General features: G+C 46.1%; 12 protein-coding genes. 8 read left to right on the forward strand and 4 right to left on the reverse strand.

What is annotated here, in order from left to right; genetic code table 11:
- Positions 1 to 8: 8 nt before the first annotated feature.
- The 5 genes from iolE (at position 9) to iolI (ending at position 5,428) form a co-directional block, all read left to right on the forward strand.
- Positions 9 to 917, forward strand: a complete 909-nt coding sequence (iolE, locus tag ABR335_RS02690; RefSeq protein ID WP_350346507.1) for a myo-inosose-2 dehydratase — start codon at positions 9 to 11, stop codon at positions 915 to 917.
- Positions 918 to 953: 36 nt separating this feature from the next.
- A complete protein-coding gene (locus tag ABR335_RS02695) occupies positions 954 to 2,384 on the forward strand; it encodes a sugar porter family MFS transporter (protein WP_017552323.1) in 1,431 nt (476 codons plus the stop codon).
- Positions 2,385 to 2,608: 224 nt separating this feature from the next.
- Complete coding sequence (locus tag ABR335_RS02700) at positions 2,609 to 3,643, forward strand: Gfo/Idh/MocA family protein (protein WP_350346508.1); 1,035 nt, start codon at positions 2,609 to 2,611, stop codon at positions 3,641 to 3,643.
- Between the two features lie 26 nt (positions 3,644 to 3,669).
- The gene (locus tag ABR335_RS02705) at positions 3,670 to 4,548 is read left to right on the forward strand and encodes a sugar phosphate isomerase/epimerase family protein (protein ID WP_350346509.1); all 879 of its coding nucleotides are present in this window, start codon (positions 3,670 to 3,672) and stop codon (positions 4,546 to 4,548) included.
- Positions 4,549 to 4,573: 25 nt separating this feature from the next.
- Positions 4,574 to 5,428, forward strand: coding sequence for a 2-keto-myo-inositol isomerase (gene iolI / locus ABR335_RS02710; protein WP_350346510.1), 855 nt, complete (start codon positions 4,574 to 4,576; stop codon positions 5,426 to 5,428).
- 224 nt (positions 5,429 to 5,652) lie between these two features.
- Here the strand turns inward: iolI and ABR335_RS02715 are convergent, their stop codons facing one another.
- Positions 5,653 to 6,417 (reverse strand): DeoR/GlpR family DNA-binding transcription regulator, encoded by a 765-nt coding sequence (locus tag ABR335_RS02715; RefSeq protein ID WP_168985641.1) that lies wholly within the window; start codon positions 6,415 to 6,417, stop codon positions 5,653 to 5,655.
- 239 nt (positions 6,418 to 6,656) lie between these two features.
- Here ABR335_RS02715 and ABR335_RS02720 point away from each other — a divergent pair, with 239 nt between their 5' ends.
- The 3 genes from ABR335_RS02720 to ABR335_RS02730 are packed head-to-tail and all read left to right on the forward strand — an operon-like array spanning position 6,657 to position 10,748.
- A complete protein-coding gene (locus ABR335_RS02720; protein WP_014097009.1) occupies positions 6,657 to 7,115 on the forward strand; it encodes a MarR family winged helix-turn-helix transcriptional regulator in 459 nt (152 codons plus the stop codon).
- A gap of 41 nt (positions 7,116 to 7,156) precedes the next feature.
- A complete protein-coding gene (locus ABR335_RS02725) occupies positions 7,157 to 8,911 on the forward strand; it encodes an ABC transporter ATP-binding protein (RefSeq protein WP_350346511.1) in 1,755 nt (584 codons plus the stop codon).
- The gene (locus ABR335_RS02730) at positions 8,886 to 10,748 is read left to right on the forward strand and encodes an ABC transporter ATP-binding protein (RefSeq protein ID WP_350346512.1); all 1,863 of its coding nucleotides are present in this window, start codon (positions 8,886 to 8,888) and stop codon (positions 10,746 to 10,748) included. The genes ABR335_RS02725 and ABR335_RS02730 overlap by 26 nt, the downstream gene beginning before the upstream one ends.
- Before the next feature lie 154 nt (positions 10,749 to 10,902).
- Here ABR335_RS02730 and ABR335_RS02735 read toward each other — a convergent pair whose 3' ends face one another.
- Genes ABR335_RS02735 through ABR335_RS02745 form a run of 3 tightly spaced genes read right to left on the reverse strand, consistent with a single transcriptional unit; the run spans position 10,903 to position 15,619 of the window.
- Complete coding sequence (locus tag ABR335_RS02735; RefSeq protein WP_350346513.1) at positions 10,903 to 12,165, reverse strand: exo-beta-N-acetylmuramidase NamZ family protein; 1,263 nt, start codon at positions 12,163 to 12,165, stop codon at positions 10,903 to 10,905.
- A 13-nt stretch (positions 12,166 to 12,178) separates the two neighbouring features.
- On the reverse strand, positions 12,179 to 13,834 hold the full coding sequence (locus ABR335_RS02740) for a serine hydrolase (RefSeq protein ID WP_350346514.1): 1,656 nt from the start codon (positions 13,832 to 13,834) through the stop codon (positions 12,179 to 12,181).
- A 15-nt stretch (positions 13,835 to 13,849) separates the two neighbouring features.
- Positions 13,850 to 15,619: a glycoside hydrolase family 3 protein gene (locus ABR335_RS02745; RefSeq protein WP_350346515.1), complete on the reverse strand. Its 1,770-nt coding sequence runs from the start codon at positions 15,617 to 15,619 to the stop codon at positions 13,850 to 13,852.
- Positions 15,620 to 15,707: the final 88 nt, after the last annotated feature.

Consider the following 15,707-nt stretch of genomic DNA (forward strand, 5'->3'; position numbering starts at 1 on the left):
GATCTTTTATGCAAAACATAAATAAAATTAAATTTGCCTGCGCCCCTATTGCCTGGACAAATGATGATATACCGGAGTTGGGAAAAGAGAATACATTTGAACAATGTATTAGTGAAATTGCACTAGCGGGATATACGGGAACTGAGATTGGCAATAAGTACCCAAAAGATCCCCAGGTTTTGAAAAGATATTTGGAAATACGCAATCTGGAAGTTGCGAGTGCATGGTTCAGCACTTTTTTAACAACAAAACCTTTCGAAGAAACGAAAGGAGCTTTTATCCAGCATCGTGATTTTTTACATGCAATGGGTGCAAAAGTGATTGTGGTCGCTGAGCAAGGACACAGCATTCAAGGCAAATTGGATGTGCCATTATTTCAAGAAAAACCAACTTTTACGGATGCGGAATGGGGTCTTTTAATAAGTGGTTTGGAAGAGTTAGGAAAGCTGGCCCAAGAAAAAGGAATGGAGATTGTTTATCATCACCATATGGGAACAGGAGTGCAGACGACTGAAGAGATTGATTGCTTAATGGAAAATACATCTTCTGAAAAAGTGTCTTTGTTGTTTGATACTGGACACCTCGTATTATCAGGGGAAGATCCACTGGATATTTTTCAAAAGTATAAATCGAGGATTAAGCATATCCATTTTAAAGATGTAAGGGCGAGCGTTGCGCAAGAAATGAAAGAACAGGGCGACAGTTTTCTTGCAGGTGTCATAAAAGGGGCTTTTACCGTACCGGGAGATGGCATGATTGATTTTCGTCCAATTATGGAAGCTATTATTGAAAGCGGATACGAAGGCTGGATTGTTGTCGAAGCGGAACAGGATCCGGCTAAAGCCAATCCATTCGAATATGCTTTAAAAGGCAGAAAATATATAGAGACGTTAATACCCCGGGCAGAGCTGGTTTAACCGGTTAGAAAAATTACGTATGGGGGATGGTGGAAAATGAGTAATCAAAGTACAGGCAACGCAAAAAGGATGTTAAAAAAGATTACGGTCATTTCGACATTTGGCGGTTTGCTTTTCGGTTATGACACAGGCGTTATTAACGGTGCATTGCCTTATATGGCGCGTAAGGATGAGCTGAATTTAACGCCAGTGACTGAAGGCTTTGTGACAAGTTCCCTTCTTTTTGGAGCAGCATTAGGAGCCGTCTTTGGCGGGCGTTTATCAGACCGGTTCGGACGCAGGAAAATGATCCTGAATCTTGCCTTGATCTTTTTTCTTGCCGCACTTGGTTGTACATTTGCACCCAATGCAGGCGTTATGATTCTTTTTAGATTTTTATTGGGGCTTGCAGTAGGTGCAGCTTCCGTAATGGTTCCTTCATTTTTGGCAGAAATGGCCCCTGTTGAAACAAGAGGGAGAATGGTCACACAAAATGAATTGATGATTGTTTCCGGACAATTATTAGCCTTCATTTTCAATGCCATTTTAGGAACAACGATTGGCCAGGAAGCTGCACATGTATGGCGCTATATGCTAGCAATTGCTACACTCCCTGCTGTAATTTTGTGGTTTGGTATGTTAATCGTGCCAGAAAGCCCGCGCTGGCTTGCTTCAAAAGGAAAAATTGGCGAAGCACTTCGTATTTTAAAAGAAATTCGGACTCAGAACCGTGCCGAAATCGAGTTAAAAGAAATCGAAGAGAATCTTGCACAAGAATCAGAGCTTCAAAGGGCGACATTTCGCGATTTAAGCATACCGTGGATCCGCCGTATTGTATTTATTGGCATTGGAATTGGTGTTGTACAACAAGTTACGGGTGTGAACTCTATTATGTATTACGGTACGCAAATTCTTCAACAATCCGGGTTTTCTACAAATGCTGCACTTGTTGGAAATATTGCCAATGGGATCATTTCTGTTTTAGCCACATTTGTCGGGATTTGGCTGTTAGGAAAAGTTGGAAGGCGGCCAATGTTAATGACCGGATTAACTGGAACAACCGCTTCACTTACCTTAATCGGGATTTTCTCTATTGTTTTTCATGGTTCTTCAGTTCTTCCGTATGCTGTTCTGGCAATGACCGTTACTTTTCTTGCATTTCAGCAGGGGGCTATATCTCCTGTAACTTGGCTCATGTTATCGGAGATATTCCCGCTTAAATTAAGGGGACTTGGGATGGGCGTTACCGTATTTTGCTTATGGATTACAAATTTCCTTGTTGGATTTTTCTTCCCGATTTTATTAAATGCAGTCGGGTTGTCGACTACATTTTTTATCTTCGCTGTTCTTGGTGTTGGGGCAATTACTTTCGCGAAAAAATGCCTACCTGAAACAAAAGGAAAATCACTGGAACAGCTGGAGAGCCATTTCAGGAATTTTGGCCATAAAGAAAGCGGTACTGTAATAGAGGCCGTGAAGGAGGTGTAGAAGAATTTCACGTCAGGAAGGAAGTAAGCGCTTTATTGTAATAAATTGTTTTATAGTTTAGAATAATAATATAAATAGGAACGGATATGTCAAGCGGTAGATTTTCAAACATATAGATCTGCCATTTAAAAAACAACATATGTACGGAGCTCCGACAATATGATTTACACCAGGCAATGTTCAATGCTCCGTACACAAATTCCATTCAAGGAGGAAAAATGAAAATGGTTTTACGTATTGGTGTCGTTGGTACAGGGGCAATCGGACGCGAGCATATTAACAGAATTACAAATAAACTATCCGGTGGGAAAATTGTGGCCGTTACAGATGTGAACAAGGTTGCAGCAAAACAAACAGTCGAACAATACCAATTGGATGCAGCGATTTATCCTGATGATACAGCGCTGATTGCTGATCCGAATGTGGATGCGGTTGTTGTTACAAGCTGGGGCCCGGCACATGAATCGACCGTGCTTGCTGCAATTAAAGCCGGGAAATTTGTGTTTTGTGAAAAACCGCTGGCGACGACTGCAGAAGGCTGCAAAAGAATTGTTGAAGCGGAAATGAAGCATGGCAAAAAATTGGTGCAAGTTGGGTTTATGCGCCGTTATGACAGCGGTTATATTCAATTAAAGAAAACAATTGAAAATAACGAAATTGGCGAGCCGCTCATGATCCGGGCTGCACACCGGAATCCGACAGTGAACGAAAATTATACGACGGATATGGCAGTCACCGATACATTGATTCATGAAATTGATGTCCTGCACTGGTTAGTTGATGATGATTATAATTCCGTTCAAGTCCTATTTCCAAGGAAAACGAAATATGCACATAGCAATCTACAAGATCCCCAACTGTTCACCATTGAAACCAATAAAGGCATTGTCATGAACGTTGAAGTATTTGTCAATTGCAAGTACGGCTATGATATCCAATGCGAAGTAGCAGGGGAAGAGGGGATTGCCAAATTGCCGGAATTTCCAAGTGTTGTTGTGCGGAAAGATGAAAAATTAAGTACCGGGATTTTAAACGACTGGAAATATCGATTTATGGAGGCTTACAACGTGGAAATTCAGGATTTTATTGATTCTGTTACAAAGAACGGAGAACCGCAGGGACCGACAGCCTGGGATGGATATATCGCAGCTGTAACGTCCGATGCCTGCGTGAAGGCACAGGTTTCAGGCGAAAAAGAAACCATTGCACTTCCGGAAGCACCGGAATTTTACCGCAACCGTGCAAAACTCAGTGTTTGATACATTTGGAGAAAGGAGAATGTAACATGCGTTTAGCTTATGATCCATCACATTATCGTGATAATACCAATTTAAAAGATACAATCGATGCCGTTGCGAGATTGGGATATGAATGGGTGGAATTATCCCCCCGTAAAGACTTTATCTGGTTCTATGAATATCCGAAAGTGGATAAACAACTGATCAAAGATTTGAAAAGATATTGCGCAGATGCAGGTGTCAAAATTTCATCCGTACTTCCGGTCCAACAATGGTCCTCACCGAATGAAGAAGAGCGCCAGGCAGCCGTAAGAAATTGGAAACGCTGTATAGAAATTACTTCCGAGCTTGAAGTCGACTTAATGAACACAGAATTTAGCGGAGACAAAAGCCGGCCGGTTGAAAGTGAGGCTGCTTTTGTGAAGTCTATGGAAGAACTAATGCCGGTCTTTGAAAAAGAAGGTATTAAATTGAATATACAGGCTCATCCGAATGACTTTATTGAGTTGAATACAGAAGCTATCCGGATGATTCGTGCCTTGGATAAAGAATGGATCAAACTGGTCTATTCTGTACCACATGCTTTCTATTATGATGACGGGATTGGTGATGTCACCAAACATATTGATGAAGCAGGCGATCTGTTGGCACATGTGCTCATTGCGGACACGATGAACCATAAAGCGGCATTTGGCCTAAGGTATATCATTAACCCGCCAGGTGCGAATGTCACGATTCACCAGCATTTAAATCCTGGTGAAGGAGAAGTGAATTTTGATGCACTGTACCGGAAATTAAGAGAAATCAAATTCGATGGCATCATTACAAATGCAGTATTTGCTTACCCGGATAAACCGGAATGGTCTAATGAAGTAACACTGAACTCAATTAAAAACGGATTGAAAGACTTAGTCGGCAGTATCTAAAATTCTGTTTTTGGAGATGATCAAAATGAAATTGTCTTTTAATGAGGCGACAACGCTGAAAAACTCCAATCTTGAAAAGGACTTGGAGCTCTGTGAAAAGCTAGGCTATGATTATATCGAAATTCGTACGGAGGATAAATTGCCTGAGTATCTTGAACATCATTCAATCGAGGATCTGGCAGATTACTTCAGAACACATCACATTAAACCGCTCGCACTAAACGCGCTGATATTTTTCAATAACCGTGATGAAAAAGGCCATGAAGAGATCATCCGCGAATTTAAAGATATGCTGGAAAAGGGGAAGAAAATAGGCATCCAATATATTGTTGCAGTGCCGCTTGTCACAGAGGAAAAAATCCTTAAAAAAGACATTAAAGACAGTTGTGTCAAGGTACTGACGGAACTGTCAGATCTTGCAAAACCGTATGACATCAAAATTGCAGTAGAGTTTATCGGACATCCGCAATGTACCGTAAATACATTCAGCCAGGGATACGACATTGTTCAGGCTGTTGACTGTGACAATGTCGGCCTTGTTCTGGATTGCTTCCATTTCCATGGTATGGGTTCTCGCTTGGAAGACCTGAAAAAAGCGGACGGTTCCAAAATCTTCATTTTACATATCGATGATACAGAAGATTTTCCGATCGGCTATTTAACAGATGAAGATCGCGTCTGGCCGGGGCAGGGGGCAATCGATTTAGATGGTATATTATCTGTACTGAAAGAGATTGGCTATTCGGGTGTTGTGTCGGTGGAATTGTTCAGGCCGGAATATTATCAGCTGGATGCTGAAGAAACAATAAAAACAGCAAAAGAAACTACATTAGCAGTTGTTTCAAAGTACTTTGAAGTAGAGGCAGCAGGAGTGAACTAAGGGGGAAGGGGCTATCCCAAAAGTCGTTAAATGGCTGACGGGAGCCCCTTAATTTTGTGCATGATACAGTTGGTTGTTTATGATCGTGAATTTTAGTCACCACTTCTCACAAGAGTTACATGAATTTCACGAGGATCAATGCATGAGCTAAATAAAGAGGCTTTTGGGACAGCCCCTAAAAAAGCGATTCAAAAAAAAGATGATTTTTTAGGCGGCTCCATTGTCTATTTGGCAATAACAAGTTTATGACGAGTACTGTTAAAATAATCTTGGTAGGTTTTGTTAGGGAGCTGATCGGTTATCAGGACATCGATCTCATCCAAACTGCAATACGTCATCAACCCATATTTATCAAATTTGTCATGGTCAACCAATAAGAATACTTGTGAACTTCTGTTTACAATCGAAGTTTTTAATTCACTTTCAATGGGGGATGCGTTGGTGACCCCGTTTGTAAGCGAAACCCCGGTGGACGCCATAAAGGCTTTGTTGATGTTATAGGCATTCAGCATATCCAAGTATTTAATGCTTCCGAACGAGTTTGTTTTTCTTTCAAGGATGCCGCCAGGCGAAATGATAGTTAAGTTTTCATAAGGGAGCGCCCTGACGATAAAATCGAGATTATTGGTAAGGACCGTAACCTGTTTTTCTTTTATATATTCGATCATTTCAATGGTTGTCGTGCCCGAATCGATAAAGATAATGTCCTCGTCATTGACAAAACTTGCCGCCGTTTTCCCGATTAATTTCTTTTCAGCTTGATTCCGCACCTGGCGTTCATGAAAAGACTCTAAAGAAGCCCGCTTCTCATCTTTGACAGTTACCCCGCCGTAAACCTTTTTTACATTTCCTTTTTCGACAAGTTCCTGGACATCCCGCCGAATTGTATTTTTAGAGACTTGAAATACTTCCATCAGCTTGTCTAAAGAGACAGATTTGTGTTCGAGAATATACGCCTCAATTTTATGGATTCTTTCTTCTTTAATCATTCCTTCTTCATCCTTTGTTTTGATAGACTCGTGTAACAGACGAATTCAACTGTTTATATTTTACCAATAAATTATCAAAAGTTCACCATGTATTTGAAAGTTAAACGCAGTAATTTACAGATAAAGATTGGAATTGGAAAACAACCGAACTGCTTATCTTTTCCTTGATGCAGGCTTTACAATCTCCCAATTATTTTAGTAAACTAAATAAAGTAATTGCTTTCAGGAGGCGTTCCATTATGGAAGATAGCAAAATGGACCAGTTCCTTACGCATTGGCGGTATATTAACCGGCATCTGCGGGAAGGGCGGCTGGCAAATGAAGATAAGAAGATTACACGTTTACAGTGGATATTGTTGCGGCATGTTGGCAGGTCCGGGCAGTGTACGATGGGAAGCCTTGCCGAACATTTCAATGTCAGCATGAGCACGGTCTCGCAAATGATCGACCGGCTTGAAAAATGGGGATATGCCCGGCGCGTGACGTCAGCCCGTGATGGCCGCGTGAAAATGGTGTCCTTGACAGAAAAAGGAGAAGCAATCATCAACGAAGCAAAAACCGCTTATCTCCAGCAGCTGAGCAATGGATTAAGCAAATTTTCAGAAGAGGAGCAGGAACTGTTTATTGGATTTCTGCAGCGGCTGGCTGAGAATTTAAAAGTGTCAAAAGGCGATCCCCAGACGGATAAAAAAGCGTAAGCAGAAATGATTTCCGCAATGTTAAAAGGTGGAATGGTCCGATGCATTTTTTAAGCAAGTATGCCAAAAAGTACTGGAAACTTTTTAGTACGGCTGTTTTCTTTTTAATGTGTGAAGCGCTCTGCGATTTGATGCAGCCGGCGATCCTGTCAAAAATTATTGATGTCGGCGTGGCATCCAGGAATATGCCATATGTGTTAAAGATGGGCGGCGTGATGTTATTCATCACAGCGTGCGGGGCGGTTGCCGCCTCATTAAGGAGCACGCTCGCAAGCATCGTGTCGCAAAACTTTGGGGCGGAATTGCGGTCGGATTTGTTCCGAAAAATCCAGGCACTTTCTTTCCAAAACATCAATCGATTTGACCGGGCCTCACTCATCACAAGGCTGACTAATGATGTCACCCAGGTACAGAGCTTTATCAATGGTTTAATGCGCATGTTTGTCAAAGCGCCACTACTTGCAATCGGCGCTTTGATCATGGCAGTCCGGCTTGACCCGCAGCTTTCTGTGGTGCTGGCAGTTGTTGTGCCAATTGTCATCATTTTCATTATAGCGAACATGCGATTGGGATTTCCATTGTTTATGAAAGTGCAAAAAGCGCTCGACCACGTGAACGGCATCATGAGGGAATATTTATCCGGTGTCCGTGTCGTGAAGGCTTTTAACCAGTTTCAATTTGAAGTGGAGAAATTCAGCGTGGCAAACCGCCGTCTGCGAGAACGCTCGACTTCTTCAATCCGGATCATGTCCATTTTCAGCCCGGCGATCTTGCTTACAGTCAATTTCGGCATTGTCGCGATTTTATGGATGGGCGGCTTCGGGGTGAACAATGGTACCATGAAAGTCGGCCATATTATTGCTTTTATCAATTATATGACGCAAATTTCAACCTCGTTGATGATGATTTCCATGGTGTTTAACATGTTTGTCCGGGCAAGGGCCTCCACTTTTCGGATCGGTGAAGTATTTGCCGTTGAAGAAAAAACCTTCCCGAACAGATTGAAGCATGAAGTAATGGCTGAAAGAGGGAGAATTGATTTTGAAAATGTCACTTTTTCCTATACCGGACGGGGAGAAGATGCAGTTTTGAAAAATATCACGTTTACCATTTATCCGGGTGAAACTGTCGGCATTATTGGCTCAACCGGATCGGGAAAAAGCACCCTGGTGAATCTCATTCCGCGCTTTTACGATGTAACAGGCGGGTCCCTTAAAGTGGATGGGATGGATGTCCGGGATTTTCACCCGCACGATCTGCGTGAAAAAATTGCGCTCGTTCCGCAGAAAAACATTCTTTTTACCGGCAGCGTCCGTGAAAATATTCAATGGGGAAATGACCGGGCAGGAATGGATGAGATCGAACGGGCTGCGAGACTGGCAGAGGCACATGACTTCATTGCGGCCGCGCCTGAAGGCTATGATACGATGATTGGCCAGAGCGGCGTCAATTTTTCCGGCGGGCAGAAGCAGCGCATTTCGATTGCCCGTGCATTGGTGAGGCATCCGGAAATCCTCATTCTGGACGATAGTACAAGTGCGGTGGATGTTGCAACTGAAATGCGGATCAAGGCAGCGTTAAAAAGATATGCAAAGGGGATGACTTGCCTTTTGATTGCCCAGCGCATTACCTCTGTGATGGACACGGATAAAATAATCGTGTTGGAGAAAGGAGAAGTTGCCGGCTTGGGCACGCATGAGGAGCTTCTCAGAACCTCTCACGTTTATCAGGAAATTTATCAATCGCAAATGGGTAAGGAAGTGTTGCAGGATGGCCGGACAAACGAACGGATATAAGGGAAATCAGGCACCGGGGCCTTTTTTGCGGATGGGCCGTCCGGGCGGGGGAGGCGCGGCACGGTTCAGAGGCCCGGCCGAGAAACCAAAGCAGTTTAAAGGGACGTTAAAAAGGCTTTGGGCTTATTTTGGCAGGGAAAGAAACGGGCTGTCCGTCATTCTTGCATTGATTGTGGCCGACTCTGTCCTTACATTGTGCATCCCCTATTTTATCGGCAGGGCCGTTGATGCCATGCCACCGGGCAGAAAGGTCCATTTTAACCTGCTTGAAATCATGATTTTTGTGCTTACAGCGGCTTATATTGCAGATGCTGTCTTAACCTTTTTACAAGGTTGGCTTGTGGCCGGTGTTTCGCAACGGATTGTGCAGCGTTTGCGCAGCCATCTGTTTCAAAAGCTGCAAAAACTCCCGGTTGCTTTTTTTGATGCGAGAACCCACGGTGAACTGATGAGCCGGCTATCGAATGACATAGACAATGTGAGCAATACCATTTCCCAATCGACAACGCAACTTATGTCGGGGGTCATTGCCCTTCTCGGTACACTCATGATGATGATCATTTTAAGTCCGGTTTTAACGGTGGCAAGCCTGTGTACGGTTCCGCTCGTATTTTTGCTGACGCGGACAATTGCTAAGCGAACTTCAGTGCTGTTTAAAAATAACCAGGCGGAACTCGGCCGGCTTAACGGGCATATTGAAGAAACGATTTCGGGGATTGAGGTGGTCAAAGCTTTTAACCATGAAGAAAAGGCAATCAAGAAGTTTGAAGAGGTGAACCAGTCCTTGCTTAAGGTCGGGCTGAGGGCGCAAATTTGGTCCGGGTTTCTCATGCCCCTTATGAACGTGATTAACAACTTTGGGTTTGCAATGGTTGCGGTAGTCGGAGGGGTGCTGGCTTTAAAAGGCATGATTACCGTGGGTGTAATCGCAAGTTTTCTGACATATTCCCGGCAGTTTGTGCGGCCGCTCAATAATTTGGCGAATATTTTTAACGTCCTGCAGTCAGGGGTTGCCGGAGCTGAGCGGGTTTTTGACATACTGGATGAAAAAGAAGAGCCGGAAGATGCAAGAGAGGCGATCGTGCTCCGGGATCCAAAGGGGCATGTTGTGTTTGAAAATGTCAGCTTCGGGTATCGCGAGGATGTTCCGATTATAAAAAATATCAGCTTTGAGGCAAAGCCGGGCACGCGTACAGCGCTGGTCGGGCCTACCGGAGCCGGAAAAACGACGATTGTAAACCTTTTGACCCGGTTTTACGATGTCACGGAAGGCCGGATTTCAATTGACGGCACGGATATCCGGAAGTATACACGAGACAGCCTGAGAAGAAGTTTTGGCTTTGTCCTTCAGGATACGTATTTATTTTCAGGTACCATTAAGGAAAATATCAAATACGGAAATCCTAAAGCGACGGATGAAGAAGTTGAAGAAGCGGCCCGGCTTGCCCATGCCGATATTTTTATCAACCGGATGCCCGATAAATATGAAACCATTTTGTCGGAAAACGGGGGCAACTTGAGCCAGGGGCAGCGCCAGCTTTTGGCCATCGCAAGGGTTTTTCTGGCAAAGCCGGCTTTGCTGATATTGGATGAGGCAACAAGCAGCATCGATACACGGACAGAACGTTTTATCCAGGATGCGCTCCTTTCGATGATGGAGGGTCGCACGAGTTTCATCATCGCCCACCGCCTGAATACAATCCGCGATGCCGATCATATCATGGTCATCGACCACGGGCAAATCATCGAACAAGGCAGCCATGACGAACTAATGGCACACCGCGGACGGTATTATCACATGTTTTACAACCAATTTAAGAATGTGGAAGAGGGGTAGAAACACAGCCTGTTTCTTTACGTAATTTCTTCAATAGAAGAGACAGGCGTGGCCATTTGCTGGCGAAAATGATCGTGGAAAAAACAGATGTTCCCCCCATTTCCTGAAGCGGGTTCAAAACGCCCCCAATCCGGCTCAGGCTGGGGGCGTTTTTTCAATCATACATCAAATATTTTTCCCGTTTTTTCTTCCAGGCACCCAAGTCCCTTTGCCATTTTTGGGCAATGGTTTTAAGGGAAGTGCCGCGGTTGATATCCTGCCTGACCCAGCCGTTTCCAATCAGCTGGTCAAAATAAGAAATGCCGTTTTTGTCTTCTGCCCGGAAAGCGAATTGGCCGGGATACAGGTCATGGATCGTTTTGGCCATTGCAACGCCGGTTTCAACAGACTGGTAAGCATTGCGGTCCGTGACATGGATTTGGATCCCGTTTGCGAGCTTGCCGGCCCATTTTGAGGTTGTTGGTGTAAAAGACGCGCTCCGGAAGCGGACGCCCGGCAAACCGAGGGCATTCAATTTCTCCGCTAGCAAGTCCCCGTCAATGAACGGTGCCCCGATCAACTCAAACGGGCGGGTCGTACCCCTGCCTTCCGAAATATTTGTCCCTTCAATGAGCGCCGCACCAGGATAGACGATCGCCGTGTCCAATGTCGGCATGTTCGGGGACGGCATCACCCACTGGAGCGGGGTGCCATCCGCGTACATATCCCTGTGCCAGCCTTTCATTGGCACAACTGTGAGACCTGCGCCGATTCCGCATTCTTTGTTAAAATATTTGGCAAGCTCTCCCGCTGTCATCCCATGGCGGAGCGCGATCGGGTACATTCCGACAAAAGAGGAAAAGGCTGGATCAAGCACCGGGCCTTCGACTTTTGTGCCGCCAATCGGGTTCGGGCGGTCGAGCACGATGAAAGGGATGCCTTTTTCCTTCGCTGCTTCCATCGCATAGGCCATTGTGTAAATATAAGTGTAAAATCTTGCGCCAACATCCTGAATATCAAAGACAAGCACATCGACATCCTTCAGCATTTCAGGTGTCGGCTTTTTCGTTTCGCCGTACAAACTGTAAACCGGAAGCCCCGTTTTCGGATCTGTATAAAACGGAACATAGGCACCGGCATCCGCACTGCCGCGCACCCCGTGTTCCGGGCCAAAAAGGGCGGTCAAATGAATATCCGGATTCCTGGCAAATCTGTCGACGATACTGTTTAATGACTGGTCGACACCGGTCGGGTTTGTGATCAGCCCGACCCGTTTTCCTTTTAGCAAATGGACCTTATCTTTCAAAAGAACGTCGGCACCGAGCTGAAAAGAATGGTGTTTTTGTTTTTCATGCGGCTGATTGCCCCGGGCCGCATGCACCACGGCCAGGCAGCTGAAAGCGATCATAAGCGCCAATATGGCAGCGAGCCTTTTCATCCATTTTCCCCCTTTAACGGTTCCGCAAAGTCCAATCACGGCTTGTAAAAGATACTTTCGCAATTTTTCCGTGTGAGACGATGGACGGATGGAGCACATACCAGCCGCGGCCGTTCACTGACCCGTCAGTTTCATACACAAAGCGGATATGTTTCGTGCCAGCAGGGAGCGGGATAGACATCTGCCGCCAGTTGCCGCTTGATCCGGTTAAAGCATTGCCGGCTTTCGTCCAGTTTTTCCCGTCTGTTGAAACCTCCACTTTCCCAAAGTCTGCGTTTTGCTCGATGCGGTACCAGGTCCAAAAACGGAGAAACGCCGGCCTTTTCAAGTCAACATCCGCCTCCAGCACAGCTTTTCTATTGTCGCCGTAACCGGCAAACCATGCGCCATGTTTATCAGGGACGGCAACCGGGATAGCGTCCGCCGCAAGCCGGGCAACAGATCGCCTGATTCCGTTTGTCGAGACAGTGTCCCGGGTCGGATGGACGCGGTTGGTCAATAAAATGACCGTTGTTTGGTTTTTCGGGCTGATCACCATCGAGGTGCCGGTGTAGCCGGTATGGCCCATTGTATTTGTATCGGAGAGCGCATCCATGTACCATCCCTGGTTTAATTCAAAGCCGGGCCCGTGATCATCGCCGGGAAAAGCGCTGTTCATATTCTGTTCCATCAGCCGGACCGTTTCCGGTTTTAAAATCCGGGCGCCCGCATATTTGCCATTTTGCAAAATCGTTTGTGCGAGTATAGCGAGGTCATGTGCGGTGGAAAAAACGCCCGCATGCCCGGCAACGCCATCCAGCGCCCACGCGTTTTCGTCATGCACCTGCCCCCGGATCATCCCTCTTCCAGTCCACGGCTGAAATTCCGTTGCGGCAATGCGCGCCTTTAACGAAGCGGGCGGATTATACATCGTATCGCGCATGCCGAGAGGGGCGGTAATGTGCGTTTTTACATAAGCATCCAGCCGCTGCCCGCTCACAACTTCAACCAAAACGCCCAGCGTAATCATGTTTAAATCGCTGTACGTGTACGCCGTTCCCGGGGGATTTTGCAGCCCGTGCTTCAGAACGATTTCGAGCCGGTCTTTGCGGGATGTTCCCATTTTATAAACCGGGATTCCCGCCTCAAACCCGGAAGTATGCGTCAACAGCTGGCGGATGGTCACGTTCTCCTTTCCGTTTTCCGCGAATACAGGAATATATTTTGCGACAGGGTCATCAAGCGCAAATTTCCGCTTTTCAAACAGCTGCATGGCTGCAATGGATGTAAACAATTTGCTGATCGAAGCAATGTCGTAAATGGTGTTTGTTTTTGCAAGGACCGGGGCAGATGCTTCTGTAAACTGGTTGTCTGTATAACGGTATGCATATCCGTATGCCTGTTCTTTTGCGATCGTGCCTTTCCTTGCGACAAGCACAACGGCGCCCGGCATGGCTTTTTGCGCAATCGCGTCATTTACCGCTCTGTCAATGTCTGTAAGCGGGCCTTGGGACATTCCGGCAGACGCGGGCGTTCCTTTATGCAGTACTGCTGAGCTTTTTCCGGGTGCATCCCAGGAAGACGGGTGGCCATGATATCCGGATGCAAAGGCAAGAGACGGAATGGCCCCGGCCGCCAACAAAATGATGCATCCAACCCATAAAACGAATTTTACCCCTTTGTTCTTCAAGCAAGTCCCCCCCTTTTAGTAATGAAGACCGTGGCCGAACGGAGCGTACCCCGGAATGGTGACAGGCAATTTTCCGCCGGGGTTGATTTCGCCTGTGAGCGCTTTTGCAGCGGATTGTACAGAAACGCTGCGGTTTCCATAGGCCAGAAGATTCGCGTCCACATCAGGCGCGCCCATGATGTCGTAAGGATTGCCCATTGAAACCATTACAACCGGTTTGCCTGTTTTTTTCAGCGCTCTTAAAAATGCCTGTTGCGCGGTATTGGTATTTGCATTGTAAGCGGCAGCGACAATCACGTCGGCATTTTGTGCTTTTCCAACTGCCGTAGCTGTTTCTGCCTGTGTTGGCGCAGCCGCTGTGCTCGTATTTTCGGTTATAAACCCTTTTTCTTTCAGAAGGCCGGCAAGGTGGCTGCTGTTTGCAACAGATGGGCCGGTTACGAATATTTTTTTCGTTTGATTCAGCGGCAATATTTGATTTTCGTTTTTAACCATTGTGATGCTTTCGTCCGCCATTTTTTGTGCGGCTTTCAAATGTTCAGGGGTGCCGAAATAGCTTAGCGATTTTTCAGATGTAAACGGGTTCCGGACAATGCCGCGTTCATATTTCACCCGTAAAATTCTCGCGACAGATTCATCCAGGCGTTTCCGGCTGATTTCTCCGGTTTTTACTGCATTTCGCACAGCATTCCAGGCCACTTCCACATCGGGCGGATTGAGTAAAATATCCGCGCCCGCATTGAATGCTGCTACCGGTACTTGGCCGGGAGGAAGGACGTTTGCGCCGGACATATCGAGGCTGTCGGTCACAATCAGCCCGTCGTAACCCAGTTTTTCACGGAGGAGGCCGGTCATGATCTTTTTCGAAAGCGTCGCCGGCAGGCCGGAACCATCGAGTGCCGGTACAACAATGTGCGCGGTCATGATTGCGTCAACGCCGGAAGCAATCGCGGCCTTAAACGGTTTTAAATCCACATGATTTAATGTTTTCAAGTCGTGATGGATGACAGGCAGGCCGTAATGGGAATCGACATTCGTATCCCCGTGGCCCGGAAAGTGTTTGCCGGTGGCGGCTACATTTTGGCTTTGAAATCCTGCAATTTGGGCAATGCCAAGTGATGCGACAAGGTCCGGATTTTCTGAATATGAACGGACGCCGATCACCGGGTTGGCCGGATTTACATTGACATCGAGATCCGGGGCAAAGTCCATATTGATGCCGAGACTTTTCAGTTCTACCGCCATGATCTCTGCAGCCTTTTTCGCGTTGGCTGCAGACCTGGTTGCTGCGAGTGCCATATTCCCCGGGAAAACGGCTCCCGGTTCGAGTACACGGGCAACCGCGCCGCCTTCCTGGTCCGTAGAAATAAAGAGCGGAATGCGGGGCTTTTGTTTTAACGCAATTTTCTGTAGCCCGTTGGATAACTGCTGCACTTGTCTGGCATCAACAGGGGTGCTGATATTATCCGACCAGTTGAAATAGATGACGCCGCCAATATGGTATTTTTCGATGATTTCTTTGAAGTTTGTGCCGCCACGCCCTTTTTCGATATTCGTTTCGGCGTAGGCGGGATCCTCCGGTGTTTTTCCGTAAGCATGAACAATGAACAGCTGCCCGACTTTTTCCTCGACTGTCATCTTTTTCAATTCATGAGACACCCAGCGTTCTTTTGCCCTTGTTCTCCAATGCCCATCCTGTTTCGCTTGTCCACGGAAGCCGGGCATAAGCGAAAACAACAACGCAAAACATACGACAAACAATCCGGATCTTTTCAAAAACGCCATCCCTCCCTTTTGTAATCCCTTTCATTTTTAGTCTACCAGCCTAAAGAAGCCTGTCCATCCGTCTTTTTGCTTATGTTTTCCAGGCCGG

The sequence above is a fragment of the Heyndrickxia faecalis genome (assembly GCF_040267745.1).
In the GTDB taxonomy this organism is placed as follows: domain Bacteria; phylum Bacillota; class Bacilli; order Bacillales; family Bacillaceae_C; genus Weizmannia; species Weizmannia faecalis.

Coding starts and splice junctions, on each gene's coding strand:
- ABR335_RS02720 (WP_014097009.1), top strand. CDS start 6,657: ATGGAAGATAGCAAAATGGACCAGTTCCTTACGCATTGGCGGTATATT.
- ABR335_RS02700 (WP_350346508.1), top strand. CDS start 2,609: ATGGTTTTACGTATTGGTGTCGTTGGTACAGGGGCAATCGGACGCGAG.
- ABR335_RS02695 (WP_017552323.1), top strand. CDS start 954: ATGAGTAATCAAAGTACAGGCAACGCAAAAAGGATGTTAAAAAAGATT.
- iolI (WP_350346510.1), top strand. CDS start 4,574: ATGAAATTGTCTTTTAATGAGGCGACAACGCTGAAAAACTCCAATCTT.
- ABR335_RS02735 (WP_350346513.1), bottom strand. CDS start 12,165: ATGAAAAGGCTCGCTGCCATATTGGCGCTTATGATCGCTTTCAGCTGC.
- ABR335_RS02715 (WP_168985641.1), bottom strand. CDS start 6,417: ATGATTAAAGAAGAAAGAATCCATAAAATTGAGGCGTATATTCTCGAA.
- ABR335_RS02705 (WP_350346509.1), top strand. CDS start 3,670: ATGCGTTTAGCTTATGATCCATCACATTATCGTGATAATACCAATTTA.
- ABR335_RS02745 (WP_350346515.1), bottom strand. CDS start 15,619: ATGGCGTTTTTGAAAAGATCCGGATTGTTTGTCGTATGTTTTGCGTTG.
- ABR335_RS02730 (WP_350346512.1), top strand. CDS start 8,886: ATGGCCGGACAAACGAACGGATATAAGGGAAATCAGGCACCGGGGCCT.
- iolE (WP_350346507.1), top strand. CDS start 9: ATGCAAAACATAAATAAAATTAAATTTGCCTGCGCCCCTATTGCCTGG.
- ABR335_RS02725 (WP_350346511.1), top strand. CDS start 7,157: ATGCATTTTTTAAGCAAGTATGCCAAAAAGTACTGGAAACTTTTTAGT.